This is a genomic window from Galbibacter marinus (assembly GCF_000300875.1).
Classification (GTDB): Bacteria; Bacteroidota; Bacteroidia; order Flavobacteriales; family Flavobacteriaceae; genus Galbibacter; species Galbibacter marinus.
In genome coordinates this window covers 363,298-382,918 of record NZ_AMSG01000002.1, presented here as the reverse complement: position 1 = coordinate 382,918, position 19,621 = coordinate 363,298, and the positions used below count along the sequence as shown (strand labels likewise).

Below are 19,621 nucleotides of genomic sequence, written 5' to 3'. Positions count from 1 at the left end.
CATCCAAAAAATATAGAAATGGATAAACAATTTGCTCAGGAGAACTTATCTCAGGACGAACATATAAAAAACAAAAGTGATTACCTAAGAGGGACCATAAAAGATAGTTTAAAAAATCCTCTTACTGGTGCCTTGCATCCTGATGATGTAAAGCTTATAAAATATCACGGTTCGTACCAACAACATGACAGGGATCAGGAAAGTGAAAGGAAACAGAAAAAGCTCGAGCCATTGTATCAGTTCATGGTGCGTGTAAGGGCTGCAGGAGGTATTACTACTCCAAAGCAGTGGCTTGCGCTAAATGAGCTCTCAGATCAGTATGGTAACGGTACGTTGAAATTAACCACTAGACAGTCATTCCAATTTCACGGGATACTTAAAAGAGGTTTAAAACCAGTTATTCAAAAAGTGAATGAGGTTTTGTTATCCACCCTTGCCACCTGTGGAGATGTCAATAGAAATGTGATGTGTAACCCAAATCCATATCAATCCCCTATTCACGGTGAGGTATATGATTTTGCAGGGGAGATCAGTAACCACTTCCTTCCAAAAACAACCGCATATCACGAAATATGGCTTAACAAGAAAAAAGTAGCTGGTACACCAGATGTTGAGCCATTATATCATCACACCTATTTGCCGCGTAAGTTTAAAATAGGTCTTGCTATTCCTCCTAAAAATGATATTGATGTTTTTGCCAATGATCTTGGTCTAATAGCGATTGAGGAAAATGGAAAAGTCAAAGGATTTAATATATGTGTAGGCGGAGGTCTTGGCAGTACAATCGGAAATAAAAGTACCTATCCAAGGCTAGCTGATGTGATTGGTTTTACCACCAAGGACAAAGTAATTGAAGTAGCAGAGACCGTAATATCTATTCAAAGAGATTACGGAAACAGATCTGATCGTAAATTGTCAAGGCTAAAACACACCATTGACGATAGAGGTTTGGAATGGTTTGTAAGTGAACTACATGCTCGCCTTGGTTGGGAACTAGAAAGCCCAGAGGATTATAAATTTGTTTCCAATGGAGACAGCTATGGATGGCTTAAGGGAATTAACGATAAATGGTTTTATACCTTATTTGTTGAACACGGGAGAGTGAAAAATGAACAAGGTCACACATTGAAAAATGCATTACAAGAGATCGCGGAAATCCACACAGGCGATTTTCGATTAACTGGGAATCAAAACCTTATTATCGGAAATGTTCAAGAGAAAGACAAAGAAAAAATAGAGGCTATTTTAAAAGACAATGGCATTACTAGCCATCGTAAACTAACAGGGCTCCGCAAAAACTCCATGGCGTGCGTTGCTTTAGGGACCTGCGGTCTTGCTTTTGCCGAATCAGAGCGATACTTACCTTCTTTGATTGATAAACTAGATGTAATAATGAGAGACAATGGTCTTGATCAAGATGCGATTAATATTAGAATGACTGGATGTCCAAATAATTGTGCTAGATCATCTCTAGGAGAAATAGGTTTTGTAGGACGTGCTATTGGCCGGTATAACCTTCTATTAGGTGCTAGCCACAACGGGGACCGACTCAATACCCTTTATAAAGAAATGTTATCTGAGGAAGAAATTATTACCGAATTAACGCCAATGATTGCATCTTACGCCAAAGAAAAAGAGCAGGATGAAAGTTTTGGAGACTTTGTAATACGTAAGGGAATTGTAAAAGAAACAGATCGACCTATACACGTTTTAGCATAAAGAGAAGCAGTAGGATTACCATGTTGGGCGAATATAGCCCCGAATATATTTGTACGTAAAAAGCTGAAGGAAATTAATTAGGAAGATTGATGAGCTTTAATTAAATTATACCCTTGTTTTATCGCCACTATTTAAAATAAATTCTATAGATAAATAAGGTAGCGTTTTACATATTAATTTGAAACAGGCTATGTCCAAAGAAATATACCATCTTACCTACTTTAATGAATTGGGAGAAGAATGCCATGCAGAATTTAAAACCAATGAGTACCATAATCTCATGGAGCTTCTCTTCGATAAATATTTACAGCAATGGGGAGATTGTAAAGGTAGAGCGTGGTGTGGAACTTGTCATATCCAAATACTTGAAGGTCAAATTCCTGAAGAAATGGATTCTGATGAAAAACACACACTTTCTGTAATCGATAGCGCAACAGAGAATAGCCGTTTAGCCTGTCAAATACCATTAAATTCAAATCTAAATGGCATTGTCTTTAAAATCGAGGAAGCATTATAACGTTGTAGGGTTAAAATATCCTTAAAACGGCAATTATCAGCCATTTAAATTCGGTTATATTGATTCATTTGGTTATGTTTATCGAATCCAAATATAAAAATCAAAAAATCAGTAGGAAATTATGGGAAGGCCAGCAACAAGACCCACAAAATTGAGGGACGGTTATTATATAGAAATTTGTAATAAAAATCAGAAAAACGGAATTAAAATTCATAGAGCTACTAAGCAACAATTGGTTCATGCTATTAAAGAATATGAGAAGAACAAGAAAGTTATAGTTCTAGGAAAGTTGAAAAATGGAAAAATGGAAAAAATCGATCTTCCTGGATATGCATAAGTAGCGTGGTTTGAATTTAAGAACTCTTTACTCTTTGAATTCGGCCCAGGCAGGTTATTGACAAGTAACTTTTTGTATACCCTTTAAAAATTTCACATAATTAAACTATAGCAAAAATTCGAGTAAAGTACCAAAAACTGGTATTTTACTCGAATTTTTTCTTTCTAAGCCTTTTATCTAAGATTTCCTTCAGGGAATTTAACCTTCTGTGGAGCGGCGTTTAAAAGTGGTAATGCCCTGCGTAGAATACGGTTCCTACGACCTGTAGTATCTACAGGTTCTACTGGATAAGAAATCACCGCTTCCATCCAAGCAAACTTATTTATTCTAAAATAAACGTAGGGCTTCCATCTTTGCATTGCAGATTCACTCATATGAGGATAACGCTCCATAAAATCTCCAATACAAGACTCTAGTAAGCAATCCTCTACAAACTGCAGATCACTTGTATAGGCAACTTGAAGTGGCGTTTCATTCCAGATAAATGGGATTTCAGGTCCAGAATAATTAATCACCTCTTCTTTGAGAACAAGACTATTTGGAAACCTAACAATTCTTCCGCTTTTGCGATCGTTCTCAAGGTAATCACCGCTACATTCCAAAATGGAAGTATCTAAGTATCCAATTTCAATTACATCCCCACGAAACTTCTTTATCTGTATGCGATCACCTACTAAATAGGTTCTCCGAAAAACTAAGTAAACCCAAGCAATAAAAGACGCTATTGGAGCTTGTAGCGCAAAACCAAGTACTAAGGAAATTAAACCAAAACTAACGGCAGCTGCGTAAAGATTTTGAAACATAAAAGAAGCCACCACAATGAGGCTCGAAATAAGCGCCAAAAATCGGATAATGCGTAATAAATTGTAGCGATCACCTTCGGTTTGAGTTTGTGAGTTAATGACTCTTTCAACGATTTTGCTTATCAAAAAGATTATAGCGATTAAGAACAAACTCATGCTAAGCTTTTTGAAAAAGGGGATATACTCCCGCCAATTGTCAAATAGTTTTAAATCTAGAGAATAATGAATGGCCATAAACAGCACCGACATTATTATATAGATCAATATCCATTGCTTATTATTCAAATCTCTCATTGTAACGAAATACTAAATTTTTGCTTTAAATTAATACATCTTTTGATAATACGGCCAACTTTTAAAAACTAAAGCTTGATAATTTAAGTGAAGTATCTGAATTTCCTGCTCTTTTAAAAGAAATAAAGTCCTTTTTCAATTCATAACCTAGGTTTGGTAGTCAGTAACATTGGTTGGTTTGTTGATGATGACAATATTGGTTAATATGCTTCTTAGTCAATTCTTTAAATCAGCCTCTGTACAAATACGCTTTGGAGATACCAGAACCATATCTCCAAATTACTATTTGTAGGTAGATGGCTATTGTCATTTTTATGTAGTTAATTAGACTTTTGAAAAGATAAGTAAGGATAATTCAGTTCTAACTCAAACAGAATTATTGACTAATCATGTTACTGCCACGCTATTTCTATTTTAAAAAATCTCTAAAATTCTCTGCGTTAATAGCATTAACCTCACCATTATAGGTTTCCGTAAAAGTCATGGGTACTTTTATTTTGCTTTTAGAGTTCCAATTATCTCAAAACCTTTAATTATTCCGGCTTCTTCCTCAACATAATCAATTTCCTGCTGTTGTACAGTTCTCCAAAAATACCCCTTGGCCAAGGAGCTATTATACCCCCTATATTTTAAACGTTCAGCTATTAGAAAATTTTCCCATAAATTCCCTTTGTCTTGTCTAGTGCGGATGAGCCACTTACCATTAACTGAACGTTCTTTAACTGATCCGTAATCAACTTGAGAGTTAGACCAATGTTATCAATACGCTGGGCTTCGTCTATAAACACAGTATTGTGAGATCCGATTATATTTTTAAGTTGTTCTAAGTTAGCATTCGAAAGTAGTTTTCTAACCGTTGGATCATCGCCATTTAAAAAAAGATATTCTTTTCCTTCCAATAGCTTATTGAAAAGAGTAGTTTTTCCAACCTGTCTTGGTCCAATCAAAAGAATTGCCTTGCCTGTTCCAAAACGCCTTATAATTTTCTCTTCTAAGTCTCTCTTAATCATATTCAGGGATTGTATTCCCCAAATATTATATTTTTTGGGGATTGTATTCCCTAAAAATGACTTCGATGTATCTAAAATAGATGTTGAGCAGTAGAGAATTGTTTTAAAACTCCAATCAAAATGACTGCAGAAAGCACATGGTCAATTCGAGCAATTGTAATAAATCCTACTAATTAGTTTGGATTGTTTGTATAACAAAAGTAGCATTAAATCAAGATTAAACCACCCTTTCACTTATAAACTCTACTTGTTATATCCTAGTTGAAATCCCTTTTGAATAGGGAAATTAACCAACTATGATCTACCTCATAAATTTCCAATCCTTAATAGCCGAGCTTTGTCTTTCTAGTTTACTCAATTTCACTACATCTTTAAAAGGGCTAAACATGAAAAAAGAACTAAATACTATTACAACTATTGAACAGCTTAAAGGTGAGCACGACTTAGTACTTACACTATGTTCTAGAATTCGCAAAGGTTTACATCATAATATTAAAACCCAGCGCATAAGAAACTATGTGGAATGGTTTAGAGCTCAATATCTTGAGCCGCATTTTGAATTAGAAAAGAAGTATATATTTCCAATCCTAGGAAACAATGTTAGAGTAAAAAGAGCCTTAGCATACCATCGTCGTATTATTAGGTTACTGACCTGTAGTTGTGAAGACATTAAAGTGTTGAACCTTCTAGAGGAAGAACTAGCCACTTTAATAAGATTTGAAGAGAGAACACTCTATCATAGAATTAATCAAGTGGCAACACCTAGTATGCTGCAGGAGCTACAACAACATTTTATAAGAATCCCATATAATGATGATAATTGGAAGGATCAATTTTGGAATGAGGAATCGTAATAGTACTATAGGACATTCTAATTTATGAGAATTAAATAAATCCATCAAAAAAGTGATTTTTATCATTCTTAATGTAGCTAATTAGCTAGTTCTTTAGCTTTTTAATCCCCCATAGAAAACAGGGAACTACACATTTGATATTAAAACAAATTCGCGTAAAACTATGGTCTTTCGAGATTGAAAATAATGTATATTTGATAAGAAAAGTGCTCAACATGGATATACTTCAGCAGAAAATTAAGACCCTACTCCCCGCCTATTTCGCAATAGTTATGGCTACTGGTATCATTTCGATTGCCCTACATTTAACAGGTTCTGTTTCTTTATCATTTGCCTTATTTTATATAAACCTCATATTCATTTCGGGCTTGCTAGGAATATTTACTTACCGTTGCATACGCTATACCAAAGATGTCTATAATGATTTTAGAAGTTATATTAAAGGACCTGGTTTCTTCACCATTGTAGCTGCCTTATGCATTGTTGGTAATCAATTCATATTATTAAATGGAGATATATCTACTGCTAGGATACTGTTAATTGTGGCGGGTATCGCCTGGATATTTATAGGTTACGGGTTTTTTTTTAACATCACAGTTACCAAAAATAAAAAACCACTTAATGAGGGAATTAATGGTACATGGCTTGTCATTATAGTCGCAATCCAAGCCTTATCAAGTTTAATTAGCTTCTTAACTGAGGGTGATGATCAACCCGATTATTTTTTACTTTTCTTGGCGCTAATTCTATTTTTATTAGGGTGTATCTTTTATTTGTACATCATGTCCCTTATCATTTATCGCATCTCCTTTTTCTCATTAAACGCCCAAGAACTGGGAGCGCCATATTGGATAAATATGGGAGCCACTGCAATTACTACCTTAGCTGGGTCTATGCTAATTTTGCACACTCAAAATTTTAACTTCATAACAGATATACTTCCATTTATTAAGGGCTTTACATTGTTTTTCTGGGCTGCTGGAACATGGTGGATACCTTTATTGGTCGTCCTTGGAATGTGGAGGCATATCATTAAAAAGGTTCCTGTTCCTACAACGGCCAAAGGTTATGACGCTAGTTATTGGGGAATGGTATTCCCCTTGGGAATGTATGCGGTGAGTACTTTTAGATTAAGTGAAGCTTTAGAAATTCCTTTTCTTCGACATATTCCAGAATACTTTATATACGTGGCTATATTTGCATGGCTAGCCGTAATGACAGGTTTTATACACAATTTATACACCACTTTTGTGTCTAAAAAGGAGACCCCTTCAACTCCTTTGGAGAAATAGACGATTCCCATCTCAATTTTTTAGTTTCCACTATATGTTGAATGTCATTTTTTGGGTATTTGTTTTATTGCAACTTTGAAGATCAACCAATATAGAAACTCATGGATTATACTTTGATGAGTTATTGATACCTTGTTTAGATCAAGTTTAAATTATATTGAATTATCAAGCTATTTTTTTTTATGAAGTGTTTAATTCACTAAATTTAGGATATCCATATATTTTCCAATAAGTTAAATGCATAAAATCCATTATGTACAGATTAATTAAGACTTTAAATCGCCGCGCTCTAATCAAAGCTATTGTAGCAGCGGTACTTACAGTTATCTTTGTTCTTATGGGTTCTAGAAACCTACAGAACTTTGATCCAGCACTTATAGCTTACCTTATAGGAACTGTATTCGCCGTTTTTGGAATTGCCTACAGATACTCAGTCTGGTTACAGCGCCCACCTACTAGGTTATATTGGCGTCGTAGCATGCAGTTTCTCTTTAGTAGATACTTTTTCCCTTATCTGTGGCGATCTATAAAGCTTTTTGTTAGAAACATTTTCTTTCAAAGGTTTATTGCTTTTAGAAGCAGAAGAAGATGGTTTGGGCACTTTTTATTGGCCACTGGTTGTATGTTGGCCTTTGCCATTACCATTCCACTAACATTTGGATGGATTCATTTTATCCTTAAACCTGGGGATGATACCACCTATTACGCCATGCTCTTTGGTTTTGAAGCAGGATCCTTTCAATTAGGATCTCCGTTAGCTTTTATTGCTTTCCATGGTTTAGTATGGAGTTCAGTGCTTGTCACTATAGGGGCTGTAATTATGATGAAACGACGTTTCACTGATGGAGGGTTAATAGCTACCCAGAGCTTTGAGAATGATTGGCTTCCTTTATTCCTACTCATTGCGATTTCGGTCACCGGGTTAGGTATTTCATATGATTATACTTTTTTAGAAGGTAAGACCTATCAATTCATGGCAGTAACACACGCAATCACTGTTATACTTTTTTTGGTATGGCTTCCATTTGGAAAATTTTTCCACATATTTCAGCGACTAGCGCAACTCGGGGCAACACTCTATAAAGCAGAAGGAAAACGAAGAGGAATGGCAACCTGCCCCCATACTAAGGAAGATTTTGCAACCCAAACTCATATCGATGATTTGAAAAAAGTCTCAAAAACACTAGGGTTCAATTACGATAAAGAAGATGGCACAAATCACATGGATTTGAGCCCAGAAGGAAAAAGATCTGCCTTAGCAAATGCACACTTAAATGCAAGAAAAGAAGCAGGAAAATTGTTCGGTTAAAAAATTTAGATAAAGAAAAAATAATGGCAAAACTTCCCGTTCACGTAGATAAACTTATTGAGGACTTCGGACCACACAAGGCCTACGCACCGCAGTCAGGGTTTCACGGTAGTAACGAACCTGATAAGCTAGTAAAAACACACTGTTGCTATTGTGGTTTGCAATGTGGTATCAAACTAAAAGTAAAGGATAATAAAATCGCTGGTTTTGAACCATGGGAGGATTTTCCTTATAACGAGGGACGCTTATGCCCAAAAGGTGTAATGCGTTATATGCAGAACAACCACCCAGATCGTATTTTGAGCCCTATAAAACGCGTTGAAGGAAAAGGCTTTGTACCAACCAGTTGGGAGGAGGCTATGAGTAAAACGGTAAGTGAAATAAAACGCATTCAGGATACTTACGGGAAAGATTCCTTTGCGATGCTATCTGGAGTATCACTGACCAATGAAAAAAGTTATATGATCGGTAAATTTGCTCGAGTTGCACTAAAGACAGCCAACTTGGATTACAACGGTCGACTTTGTATGGTTAGCGCAGGTGGTGGCAACAAAAAGGCCTTTGGACTCGATAGATCCTCTAACAGTTGGGCAGATCTAAAACATGCAGAAGTAATCCTTATTGCGGGTGCAAATGTCAGTGAAACTTTTCCAACACTAACCCATTACATATGGCAAGCTAGAGACAATGGAGCAAAATTAATTGTGGTCGATCCACGAATGATTCCTTTAGCTCGAACTGCAGATTTACATTTGCCAGTAAGACCAGGTGGGGATTCAGCTCTTTTTGGAGCTATTTTAAAGATCATGGTAGATAATGATTGGTTAGACCATGATTTTATAAACAATCACACCACGGGATTCCAAGAAACTATAGAGGCGGTGAAGGATTATGACCTTGATTGGGCTGAAGAACATACAGGAATTCCTAAAGAAAAAATATATCAAGCCGCCCAGATGTGGGGAAAAGCCAAAACAAGCTTCTTACTCCACGCTCGTGGTATAGAACACCATACAAAAGGTGTCGATAATGTCATAAGTTGTATAAACATCGTATTGGCTTCTGGTCGCATAGGTAGACCATATTGTGGATATGGTACTATTACAGGACAAGGAAATGGTCAAGGAGGTAGAGAACACGGTCATAAGTGTGATCAACTTCCCGGAAATAGAGACATCACAAATCCCGAACACCGAAAGTATATCTCAGAAGTTTGGGGAATCGATGAAAAGGACATGCCTGGCAAAGGGTTATCAGCATACGAACAAATTGAGGCCATCCATCGCGGAGAAATAAAAGGCATGATTTCCATCTGTTTCAATCCACTAATTTCCCTACCCAACAACAATTTTGTTCGTGAAGCGCTTGAGAAACTTGAATTCTATGTCTGTATCGATACTTTTTTAAGTGAAACAGCAAGATACTCAGATATAGTATTAGCGGGCTCCTTACATGAGGAGGAAGAAGGAACGGTAACCACCGCTGAGGGTAGAGTAGTTAAAATAAACGAAGCAGTAACCCCTCCTGGTAAAGCGAGAAGAGATGGTGAAATAATTATGGAGTTGGCAGATAGACTTGGAGAAGGCGATAAGTTTAGCTTCCCAACCAGTGAAGATATTTTCAACGAACTTAGAGTAGCCTCTAAAGGAGGAACCGCAGATTACTATGGTATTACATACCAAAAAATTGTAGATAATTACGGTGTATTTTGGCCATGTAAAACTTTGGACCATCCAGGAACTCCTAGATTATGGGAGGATATGAAATTCGAAACACCAGACGGAAAAGCACATTTTAATCCTGTGAAATACCGTCCCGCCTCTGAGATGCCTAATAAGGATTATCCAGTGGTTTTAACAACAGGACGTGTGGTATCACAATACTTAAGTGGTTCTTCTACAAGGAGAATTGGTAAACTAGTCGATCAGTATCCAGAGCCTCTATTGGAAATACATCCTAAATTGGCTTTCCAATACGGTATAGAAAACCGTGATTTAATCAAAGTAAAAACCAGACGTGGCGAAGCTGAATTCCCAGCACAAGTTGTAGAGACCATCCGAGAAGATACTGTCTTTATACCTTATCACTGGGGTGGGAAATTTTCAGCCAATCAATTAACTATTGACAATTTAGATCCTGTCTCTAAAATCCCAGAGTTCAAGGTTTGTGCTTGTCAACTGGAAAAAACTGGTAAGAAGGCATCTCAAGAAAGAAGGGCTGAAGCATATCAGAGTGGGCTCTAAAGCCCATAAACAGAAACAAAAATTAATGAATTTTAATCTATAAAAAATACAATTATGCCGGAAACAAATTACGATCAGGAAATGGCTTTTTTCGTGGACATGCAACGATGTATAGGTTGTCATGCCTGTGAAATGGCCTGCGCTGAATGCGAAACGAATGGCCAAGAAAGTATGATTCATGTGAACTATGTAGACAGGTCGAAAAGCACGCAAACAACTGTTCAGGTATGTATGCACTGTGAGGATCCAACTTGTGCCAATGTATGTCCTGCTGATGCGATCCACCAAGATGAATTTGGCGTGGTACATTCAGCGAACACTTCAAGGTGTATAGGTTGCTCGAATTGTGTTTTAGCATGTCCATTTGGAGTTCCAAAGAAAATGGAAGAAGCAGAACTTATGATGAAATGCAATATGTGTTACGACAGAACAAGTGTTGGTAAAAAACCAATGTGTGCCACAGTTTGTCCTAGTCAAGCGCTCTTCTTTGGCACTAAAGAGGAGATTGCCAGAATGCGACCAGATAGCGTCCCTGTTAATTCATTCTTATTTGGAAAACAGGAAGTAAACACCAAAGTTAATATTATGATGCCCAAAGGCACTGATCAATTACTCATCCCTTAATTTACACAGAAGTATGGCACAAGAAAATTCTGAAAAAGAGCCCAATTGGAAAAGTGATTTTCCCATTGAAACAAGACGTGTTACACATGTCAGCCGTAGGGAATTTGCCAAATTCCTCGGAATATTATCAGGTGCATTTGCCCTAAGTAATGGTTTTATCGTGGTAAGAGCCATGGCTTTTCCAGAGAAACCCTTAGAGGGTGAACATTTTATTGTTAATGCCGATGAGGTAGCCGTTGGCGAAATGTTCCAATTTGAGATTGAAGGATCTAAGACCATTCCTTATATTCTGATTCATTTGGAAGAAGATCAGTGGCGCGCCTTTGAACAGAAATGTACACACCTAACCTGTGCCGTACGTTATGATAAAGATGTAAATAAGATAGAGTGTCCATGTCATAACGGATGGTTTAGCGCCGATACTGGTGAGGTATTACAAGGACCACCTCCTCGAGCACTACCACAACTTGAAGTAGTGGTTAAGGAAGGTAAAGTTTATGTAAGAGAATATGTAAAAGATCAAAATGTATAAGTAATGAGTGATTTTAGAGGAGCACAAAATGAGGCACACCCAAAAAAAACCAATACCATTATGACAGGAATAATCGTATTGCAAATCCTGTTTATAAGTATGCAAATTTGGTTTTTATTTGGAGCGCTCAACAACGCCTTGGAAGGTAATTTATTTTTTGCTACCACAACATTTATGGGATCCTTACTGATGGCTATAGCCTCTTTTGCGGTGCTTAGGTATTTACCCGAACCCCTAAAGAAAAAATTTACTAATAAACGAGTTATAAAAAACGATAAGGATCCTAAATCCAGTGGATCCTATCGTGATGAAAGCCTAAAGTAGTCTTGAACCATTCACCGCCTTTTAACTCAGTAGATTAGAAAAGGATTGTGTTTGAACTTATAAAACTTCCTTAAACTATGGTTAGTGTTATTGGAGGGTTGGCTGGGGTATTAACCACTGTAGCCATAATTCCCCAAATAGTAAAAGCTGTAAGAACACAATAGGTGGACGATATATCTCCGATATTTCTTTCCATATTAATTATTGGTTTAGGTCTATGGGTCTTTTACGGTCTTTTGATTTCAGACATCCCTATTATTCTAACCAATGGTGTTTCCTTTACCTTAAATGGAATTATGCTCTTTTTATACTACACCACTAAGAAGTAATTTCACTATCCTTTCCTTTTTTAATTCAATATTCTAAAATCTTTTAAGTGCGTTTTTAATTGTCTTTGTGCTGCAAACAGTCCTTCCACTACACGAGGTTGTTTTTAGATAAACCCATCATATTTAGGTATTCGATTTAATTTTTGGAGTTAACGATTTTGTTGATCGCATCCAGAAACGGCAATAACACTTCTTATTTTGGTACAACAATACGATTTACCCAATGCAATTCGCATGAGCGAAGATTAGAATTTGACATCCCAGAGAATGGGAAATAGCACAAGTAACTATTAAAATTCAACTCAAAATGGAAAAAATACACGCACTGGCAACTACAGACCAAACTAAAATAATTAGGTGGATAGAGAAAAGAGGTGGTAAACCGGCAATTCTAGAGACTAAGGACAAAAAACCCTCGGCGCATAGATTGCTAAAAATCAAGTTTAAGGACACTAAAAACACTGACCTTAGCACAATATCTTGGGATAATTTTTTCAAAATATTTGAAAAAAATAAACTGGAATTCCTATTCCAAGAAGCTGACAAAGATGGAGATCAGAGTCGTTTCTTTAAGTTTATCCAGAAAAAGTAAGTTCTTTTTCTTAAAAGAGATCCAACTATTATCAAGATACTTCTGCAAATAAATGGATACTAGCCAAATAAACTTTAACCTCCCTTACACCCACTACTGATGATTTGTTTTTAAAACATGTATAACTCAATAAATCAGAAAATTATGAAAATTATTAAAGTGATTGAAGTCATTGCAAGTTCAGATAAAAGTTTTGATGACGCTACAAATAATGCCCTTAAAGAGGCTTCAAAAAGCATTCAAAACATTAAATCGATTTATATTAAAGAACTAAATGCCAAGGTTGAAAACAACAATATTGTATCCTATGGCGTAAACGCTAAAATCTCCTTCGATGTAGAAGGGAAATCGAAATAAGTTTTCTACTTCATTTAAAGTGAGAAGGGAGCCTTGCTCCCCTTTTCACTTTATTATTAATTTAATAACACGAAAGATGAAAGTTCTACCTGAAAACCTCCAGCCCTATATGCGACTGATGCGTTTTATGCTTAAGTATTGGAATAGCTCTTTACTTGAATACGCAACATCACAAGCATTAGATAAAGAGGATGGCCCAACAGCAAAGCAAAGTTTTGATCAGTCTCCAGAGGAATTGGTACTTGATCTAAAGAACATGGGGTCTACGTATGTAAAACTAGGGCAACTTTTATCGACAAGACCTGATTTGCTTCCTAAATCCTATCTTAGAGCCTTAGCCGATCTCCAAGACAATGTAGAATCAATTGAATTCGAAGGTATCAAAGAAATCATTGAACAGGAATTAAAAGCTGATCCTTATACGATTTTCAAAGCCATTGATGAACAGCCACTAGCAAGTGCATCTATAGGGCAAGTCCACAAAGCAGTACTCTATTCAGGTGAAGTTGTGGCAATAAAGGTACAACGACCAGGTATTGAAGAGCAGTTCATAGAAGACATTAAAACACTTGAAAACATCATAGACTTTGCGGTAAAACATTCCGAGATTACAAGAAAATATGCTTTTAAAGATATTCTTCAAGAATTACAACAGGTTTTATTTAAGGAACTTAACTACCATATAGAAGCCAACAACCTGATTACGTTACATCAAAATCTGATTAATTATGAAAATATAACAGTACCGCTCCCCTACTTAGACTTTTCGTCCAAACGGGTGCTAACTATGCAATTTATTGACGGAAAAAAAATCACCTCTGTTCCTGTATATGCCATGCGCCCAGATTCCAAAGAACTTGCCCATGAGCTTGTGAGCGCATACTTACAGCAAATCCTAAAGGATGGATTTGTACATGCCGATCCTCACCCTGGCAATGTACACTATACTTTTAATCGCCAAATAGCACTGATTGATTTGGGTATGGTGGCGAACATTTCAAAAAGTATGCAGGAGTATTTAATCCAACTACTTCTAGCCCTTACAAATAGAGAAGCGCTTGATGCTGCTGAGATCCTAATCTCAATAAGCACTTTAAACAAAGATACCGAGATTGGTCAATTCAAAAAAGACATCATTCACCTGATTGTAAACTACCACAACACATCAAAAGAAGAATTAGGTTTGGGTAAGCTACTGATTCAGCTTAATCGTATTGCTGCAGAGCACCATATGAAGCTACCTCCTGAGATAAATATTCTTGGAAAAGTGTTGTTGAATTTGGAGCAAATTATAGCCCATTTAGATCCTCAATACGACTACTATAACGGTATCGAAAGAAATCTAATCAAAATTTTAAAAGACAATATTAAAGATGATTTTAAGGCTGAAAAGTTAATTTCATTTTTTATTGAAGGCAAGCGATTACTGCGATTTCTTCCAAAGAGAATGAATGAAGTTTTTAAACATTTTGCTAAAAATGACTTTAAGGTAACCATAGATGCAATTGATGAAAAACGAATTACAGATGGATTTCAAAAAGTGGCAAATAGGATTACTTTAGGTCTCATTTTAGCCTCCATGATTTTAGGAGCATCTATATTAATGCAAGTCCCGTCCAAATTTACCATATTTGGATATCCAGGACTTGCAATTATATTTTTTCTACTCTCGGCTATAGGAGGAATCATCCTCTCATTCATAATTATATTCAAGGACGAAAACTAAAATAGTAGTTCCCAAGCAAATATCACTTAAATAATAAGGGGGCAAATGAATAAAGATTATGACGCCAAACTGGCCAAGTATGTCCTCCTGGGTATTCTGAATATTGGTACTTAATTCCCATCTGATCATACTTTTTCATCATAGCTATGTTATTGTTATACGCAATATCTTCCTTCCCGCCCATAGCAATCCAAAATGCTTTTAAGTTTTCATTAATCTGATCGGCCTTCTCCTGCATAAAGGCATATTCTGGTCCACTAAGGTCTGTATTACTGGTAAACCACCCAGAGCTAAATACGCCTAGATAACTGAACTTATCTGTGTTTCGAACTCCCGCATATAAGGTTTGTAAGCCGCCCATAGAAAGGCCTGCTAAAGCACGATTATCTGCATTGGCTTTTACTCTGAAGTTTTGTTCAACAAATGGAATCACCGATTGCATTAGTTCTTTCTCAAAACGTTCTAAGGAAGTATTAAAGGAATCCATACCACCAAAATTACCATCCATCATGACTATAATCATAGGCTCCGCTTTATTGTTATCTATAAGGTTGTCCAAAATAAAGTTTGCACGACCTTGAGTAGACCATCCACGCTGATCCTCTCCACCCCCATGTAATAGGTATAAAACAGGATAGGATTTTTGCGTATCAATATCATAACCCGGTGGAGTATACACATACATGCTTCTCCAGTCAAAGGTTACCTTAGAGAAGTAGTGCTTAATTCTCGTATCCCCATGAGGCACGTCTTTAAGGGCATAAAACTCGCCATTTCGACTGGGTATTTCAATCCCACTGGCCATTCTTCCCATTCCGTAGAAGGTTTCACTTGCAGGATCTGCAACGGCAACACCATCGATAACCAAAGAATAATAATGTATACCTTCACCAATGGAATCAGTCGTAACAGTCCATATGCCATCAGCGTTTTTTTTCATGTCATATTTTTTCCCAAGATCAATTTGAACATTTTGCGCATCAGGGGCTTCTAAACGAAATTTAACACGATGATCAGGTAGAATCTGTGGATACTCAGCATTACGTACATTTGTACTTGCTGGAGTTCCAAGCAGGGTGTATTTGGAAAAGCTGGATTGATCAACTGGCTTAAAAAGAAATTGACTAAACATATAGAGTCCATTTTTCCATACCTTAAAATCATGGACACCAGGTTCTAAATAATAAATATGAGGCACTGCATTGTTAAATAAGTATTGATGAGTTCGCTCACTAACATTTAGCAAATTATCATTATCTCCACAAGAGATAAACAGCAATTCTAATTCTTCTTTTGCCTTCTCTGGATTCGGGAGCAACTCCTTTGGAGCCTTGGTATTGGGCGCCGCTGAGAACGCACCTACCCACGCAAAAGAATCCAAATTCCCTAAACCAAAATTAAGTGACTGACCACCACCCATAGACAATCCTGCTATAGCTCGGTTTTTACGATCACTTAAAACAGGATAGTTTTTTTCAACAAAAGGAATTAGATCCTTTAACAAATCATCTTCAAATCGGCTAAAGGCTTCAATCTTATCCGAGGAAAATATATTCCCTACAGGGCGGTCATCCTTCATCGCTCTACCGTTAGGCATCACAACGAGCATTGGCTGTAATTTACCCTCTACATAAAGATTGTCTAAAATAACTTGAGGATTTGCTCCATTGAGCCATTCTTTTTCATCTCCGCCAATCCCATGTAATAAATACATTACAGGATACTTTTTTTCCTGACTAAAACCAGGAGGAGTATAAATCAAGGCTGTTCGAGTATTTCCAACTGTCTTGGAGTCGTAATGAATGGTTTCAATTTTTCCTTTAGGTATTTCAGCCTGTTCTACATCAAAACCTTGTGGAGCTTGTAACACTTTATCTTGAGCTTGAATGCTAAAGCCAAGAGTTACATACAAAAGCAATGAAGCAATACGTTGAAGATTATTCATTGGTGAGTGTTTATAAAGTTGGTGTGTTTTAGTTGGTTAATGCTATGATAGTTAAGGCCTAATTATTGACCCAATAATACATCATTGGTGTGAGTTGCATATAAGCCTAATAAAGTTCCTGTGAAACCTCCAGCTACATTGGTTGATAATATGGCTCCAGAAACTGTTTCACCCACTTTTTGGAACTCACCTCCATTTTCTGCATAACTAAATGTGTAATCATCGTGTTTAGCTTCAACCTTAAGTTGTACTTTTCCATCAAGCTCAATTTCTTTAGAGGCTAGAATTTGAGTGTTCCCTTTTTCCGTCTTCTTTAATACTAAGTGGTATTTTTTATCGTGCTTAGTAATACCGAAAACAAAGTTATACCCTTCATTTTGCAAAGCAGTGATTCCAGCTAGATCAGTTTCAGATTTTGGTTTATAATCCATGGTAGCTGTAAAGGAAAAAGTTTTGTGTTGTTGGCGATAAAATAGTGTTGAAGTAGGTTTTACTTCTTTTATATTAACATCAAAAGGCTTAATCTGAACTCCTTTTTTGGTTTGTTTGATAAAATCCTCACGTGGCCCTCTTAAACCAATCCAACGGAAATCCAACGACTCACCAGAGAAATCCTCAGTATAAGTGAAATTACCATTTGGAAAGAATCCATCCTGACCTGTTTTGTTTACTACACCTTGGGGCATTTTAAGTTTCGGCTCCAATGGAAGTAACCCATTTACAAAAACTGGAAATTCACCACTCCAATCCACCGGCAGTATAAAGGTTTCTCTTCCTGTATTTACTCTGTCCTTATCGTTGGGACGGATGGCTAAAAATACACCGTAGTATTTGTCATCAGGACCAAGAATAAGGTCAGCATGTCCAGCCCAATCCACTTTGTTTTTTCTGTCTTTAGCGAAATGGCGTTGAGTAAGTATTGGGTTCCCATCTGCTGGAATATAAGGTCCCATAGGGTTATCACTTGAAAAGATAACCTCACTGTGCCAATCACCTGTACCTCCTTCTGCACACATTAAATAGTAAATTCCATTTCTTTTGTAGATATGTGGAGCCTCTATCCATATTGGTTTTTTAGAAAGATCGACTCCACCATCAACTATAATCTTGTCCGTTCCTGCGATCACCTGATCTTTCTCTAGATCATACTCCCAAATTTTAATAACGCGATGTCCCTGATACAATTCCTCCCCTTTATTGGGTGCATCATTGTGAACCACATAGGCTTTTCCGTCATCATCAAAGAAAATAGCTGGATCAATACCATCAAAATTTAATTTATAAGGATCGCTCCATCCTTTGTGAGGATCCTTTGTTTTAACTACAATATTCCCCATATCACCTGCAAACTGGGTAGTTATCATATAAAAGGTATCATTATATTGGTTGTAGCGAATATCTGGAGCATAAATCCCCATACTTATCCCAGAGTCATGTACTTTAAGTTGGGATTTTCTATCCAAAACATGACCGATTTGTTTCCAATTCACTAAATCTTTAGAGTGAAAAATAGGAACCCCAGGGAACATCGAAAATGAAGATGCAACTAAATAATAATCATCCCCTTTTCTCGCAATAGATGGATCGGGGTATGTTCCTTGTAAAATTGGATTGTAAAATTCGTCTTCCTCTAAAGGATTTTGGTTATAAATCTCGTCGTTTCCACTGTAAACTACTTTAGAGAATACCGGTGCATTTTTTTGAGCTATCCCACTGGCAAAGACGAATAAGACCAGTAATGCTGTAATGAGTGTGTTTTGTTTCATGTTTAAAAAAGCGTTGTTTATAATAATTGTTATGTTAGTTACTTTAGTATTATCACTAATTAGTTCGCAATGGCATCCACCCCTTGATCGGTTTGAACCACTTTCTTAATGGTACCATCTTCATTATAGTACATGTAATCAGCTGCAATGGATCGGCGATAACTCCCTCCTGTTGGTAAGACTCCATTGTGGTAAAAGAAGTAATCTTTTCCTTTATAATTAATTATTCCAGGATGTATCGTAAAACTATTTGGAGCACTATCTGAGAGTACACCTTGATACTCCCATGGCCCTTCTGGACTGTCAGAGGTACAATAATCAATGGCCTCACGGCTTTCTCCTTTACTAGCATAGACCAAATAATACAGATCATTTCGTTTGTATAACCAAGGCCCTTCTATAAAATTCTCAGGATTCAAATAGTTAATTTCTCCATCAACCTCAGTCATATTATCTTTTAGTTTCACCCATTTACAACTACCATTCCCCCAGTACATATAAGCTTGTCCGTTGTCATCCACAAATACAGTAGGATCGATATCATCCCATCCATGAGGGTTATCCGTGGTCATTTCATTTACAATTAATGCTTTACCAATGGCATCCTTAAATGGGCCTAGTGGACTATCAGCAACAGCTACCCCTATAGCGGCACCACCTTTGCTTACCTCACTATCCTTATGAAAGGTAGATACATAAAAATAAAATTTGCCATCTCTTTCCACACATTGCGCCGCATAAGCATCACCTGTAGCCCAAGAAAAGGTCTTGGGTGATAATTTAGGACCGTGATTTGTCCACTTTTTCATATCTGTCGTTGAAAAAACCAACCAATCCTTCATCTCATAATTAGTTGAGGCAACAGAAGCCGTATCATGGCTCGTATAGAGGTACAAAGTGTCGTTGTATACCAATGGTGCTGGATCCGCAGTAAAAACATCGGTAATAATGGGATTTTGTGAAATTGATAATTGGGGTACCATTGCTACCGCAATTAATACAATCCCAAAAAGGTTGATTTTAAAAGTCATAGTTCTCTAATATTTAG

At 36.7% G+C, this 19,621-nt stretch carries 20 protein-coding genes; 14 read left to right on the top strand and 6 right to left on the bottom strand.

What is annotated here, in order from left to right; genetic code table 11:
* Nucleotides 1-18 precede the first annotated feature (18 nt).
* From cysI to I215_RS03385, 3 genes are all read left to right on the top strand, one after another.
* Entirely contained in the window at nt 19-1,719 is a 1,701-nt protein-coding gene (gene cysI / locus I215_RS03395; protein WP_008990552.1) for an assimilatory sulfite reductase (NADPH) hemoprotein subunit, read from the top strand.
* Nucleotides 1,720-1,909: 190 nt separating this feature from the next.
* Nucleotides 1,910-2,236: a 2Fe-2S iron-sulfur cluster-binding protein gene (locus tag I215_RS03390; protein ID WP_008990551.1), complete on the top strand. Its 327-nt coding sequence runs from the start codon at nt 1,910-1,912 to the stop codon at nt 2,234-2,236.
* 121 nt (nt 2,237-2,357) lie between these two features.
* A complete protein-coding gene (locus tag I215_RS03385) occupies nt 2,358-2,573 on the top strand; it encodes a hypothetical protein (protein WP_008990550.1) in 216 nt (71 codons plus the stop codon).
* A gap of 173 nt (nt 2,574-2,746) precedes the next feature.
* Here I215_RS03385 and I215_RS03380 read toward each other — a convergent pair whose 3' ends face one another.
* The 3 genes from I215_RS03380 to I215_RS16460 form a co-directional block, all read right to left on the bottom strand.
* Nucleotides 2,747-3,670, bottom strand: a complete 924-nt coding sequence (locus I215_RS03380; protein ID WP_040459753.1) for a mechanosensitive ion channel family protein — start codon at nt 3,668-3,670, stop codon at nt 2,747-2,749.
* Nucleotides 3,671-4,162: 492 nt separating this feature from the next.
* The gene (locus I215_RS16465) at nt 4,163-4,315 is read right to left on the bottom strand and encodes a DUF4143 domain-containing protein (protein ID WP_237738920.1); all 153 of its coding nucleotides are present in this window, start codon (nt 4,313-4,315) and stop codon (nt 4,163-4,165) included.
* On the bottom strand, nt 4,315-4,680 hold the full coding sequence (locus tag I215_RS16460; protein ID WP_040459752.1) for an AAA family ATPase: 366 nt from the start codon (nt 4,678-4,680) through the stop codon (nt 4,315-4,317). The genes I215_RS16465 and I215_RS16460 overlap by 1 nt, the downstream gene beginning before the upstream one ends.
* A gap of 386 nt (nt 4,681-5,066) precedes the next feature.
* Between I215_RS16460 and I215_RS03370 the strand changes: the two genes are divergently transcribed.
* The 11 genes from I215_RS03370 (at nt 5,067) to I215_RS03325 (ending at nt 14,862) form a co-directional block, all read left to right on the top strand.
* A complete protein-coding gene (locus tag I215_RS03370) occupies nt 5,067-5,534 on the top strand; it encodes a hemerythrin domain-containing protein (protein ID WP_008990548.1) in 468 nt (155 codons plus the stop codon).
* 215 nt (nt 5,535-5,749) lie between these two features.
* A complete protein-coding gene (locus I215_RS03365; protein WP_008990547.1) occupies nt 5,750-6,826 on the top strand; it encodes a tellurite resistance/C4-dicarboxylate transporter family protein in 1,077 nt (358 codons plus the stop codon).
* A gap of 253 nt (nt 6,827-7,079) precedes the next feature.
* On the top strand, nt 7,080-8,135 hold the full coding sequence (locus I215_RS03360) for a hypothetical protein (RefSeq protein ID WP_008990546.1): 1,056 nt from the start codon (nt 7,080-7,082) through the stop codon (nt 8,133-8,135).
* A 23-nt stretch (nt 8,136-8,158) separates the two neighbouring features.
* The gene (locus I215_RS03355) at nt 8,159-10,378 is read left to right on the top strand and encodes a molybdopterin oxidoreductase family protein (RefSeq protein ID WP_008990545.1); all 2,220 of its coding nucleotides are present in this window, start codon (nt 8,159-8,161) and stop codon (nt 10,376-10,378) included.
* Between the two features lie 54 nt (nt 10,379-10,432).
* Complete coding sequence (locus I215_RS03350) at nt 10,433-11,002, top strand: 4Fe-4S dicluster domain-containing protein (protein WP_008990544.1); 570 nt, start codon at nt 10,433-10,435, stop codon at nt 11,000-11,002.
* 13 nt (nt 11,003-11,015) lie between these two features.
* A complete protein-coding gene (locus I215_RS03345) occupies nt 11,016-11,534 on the top strand; it encodes a QcrA and Rieske domain-containing protein (RefSeq protein ID WP_008990543.1) in 519 nt (172 codons plus the stop codon).
* Between the two features lie 3 nt (nt 11,535-11,537).
* Nucleotides 11,538-11,858, top strand: a complete 321-nt coding sequence (locus tag I215_RS03340; protein WP_008990542.1) for a hypothetical protein — start codon at nt 11,538-11,540, stop codon at nt 11,856-11,858.
* 164 nt (nt 11,859-12,022) lie between these two features.
* Nucleotides 12,023-12,187: a SemiSWEET family transporter gene (locus I215_RS15820; protein WP_237738917.1), complete on the top strand. Its 165-nt coding sequence runs from the start codon at nt 12,023-12,025 to the stop codon at nt 12,185-12,187.
* Nucleotides 12,188-12,494: 307 nt separating this feature from the next.
* Complete coding sequence (locus tag I215_RS03335) at nt 12,495-12,779, top strand: hypothetical protein (protein ID WP_008990541.1); 285 nt, start codon at nt 12,495-12,497, stop codon at nt 12,777-12,779.
* 144 nt (nt 12,780-12,923) lie between these two features.
* Nucleotides 12,924-13,136, top strand: a complete 213-nt coding sequence (locus I215_RS03330) for a dodecin family protein (protein ID WP_040459794.1) — start codon at nt 12,924-12,926, stop codon at nt 13,134-13,136.
* Between the two features lie 76 nt (nt 13,137-13,212).
* Nucleotides 13,213-14,862 (top strand): ABC1 kinase family protein, encoded by a 1,650-nt coding sequence (locus tag I215_RS03325; protein WP_008990539.1) that lies wholly within the window; start codon nt 13,213-13,215, stop codon nt 14,860-14,862.
* Between the two features lie 22 nt (nt 14,863-14,884).
* Here the strand turns inward: I215_RS03325 and I215_RS03320 are convergent, their stop codons facing one another.
* The 3 genes from I215_RS03320 to I215_RS03310 form a co-directional block, all read right to left on the bottom strand.
* Nucleotides 14,885-16,807: an alpha/beta hydrolase-fold protein gene (locus I215_RS03320; RefSeq protein WP_008990538.1), complete on the bottom strand. Its 1,923-nt coding sequence runs from the start codon at nt 16,805-16,807 to the stop codon at nt 14,885-14,887.
* A gap of 62 nt (nt 16,808-16,869) precedes the next feature.
* On the bottom strand, nt 16,870-18,573 hold the full coding sequence (locus I215_RS03315; RefSeq protein ID WP_008990537.1) for a glycoside hydrolase family 43 protein: 1,704 nt from the start codon (nt 18,571-18,573) through the stop codon (nt 16,870-16,872).
* A 59-nt stretch (nt 18,574-18,632) separates the two neighbouring features.
* Complete coding sequence (locus I215_RS03310; RefSeq protein WP_008990536.1) at nt 18,633-19,604, bottom strand: glycoside hydrolase family 43 protein; 972 nt, start codon at nt 19,602-19,604, stop codon at nt 18,633-18,635.
* Nucleotides 19,605-19,621: the final 17 nt, after the last annotated feature.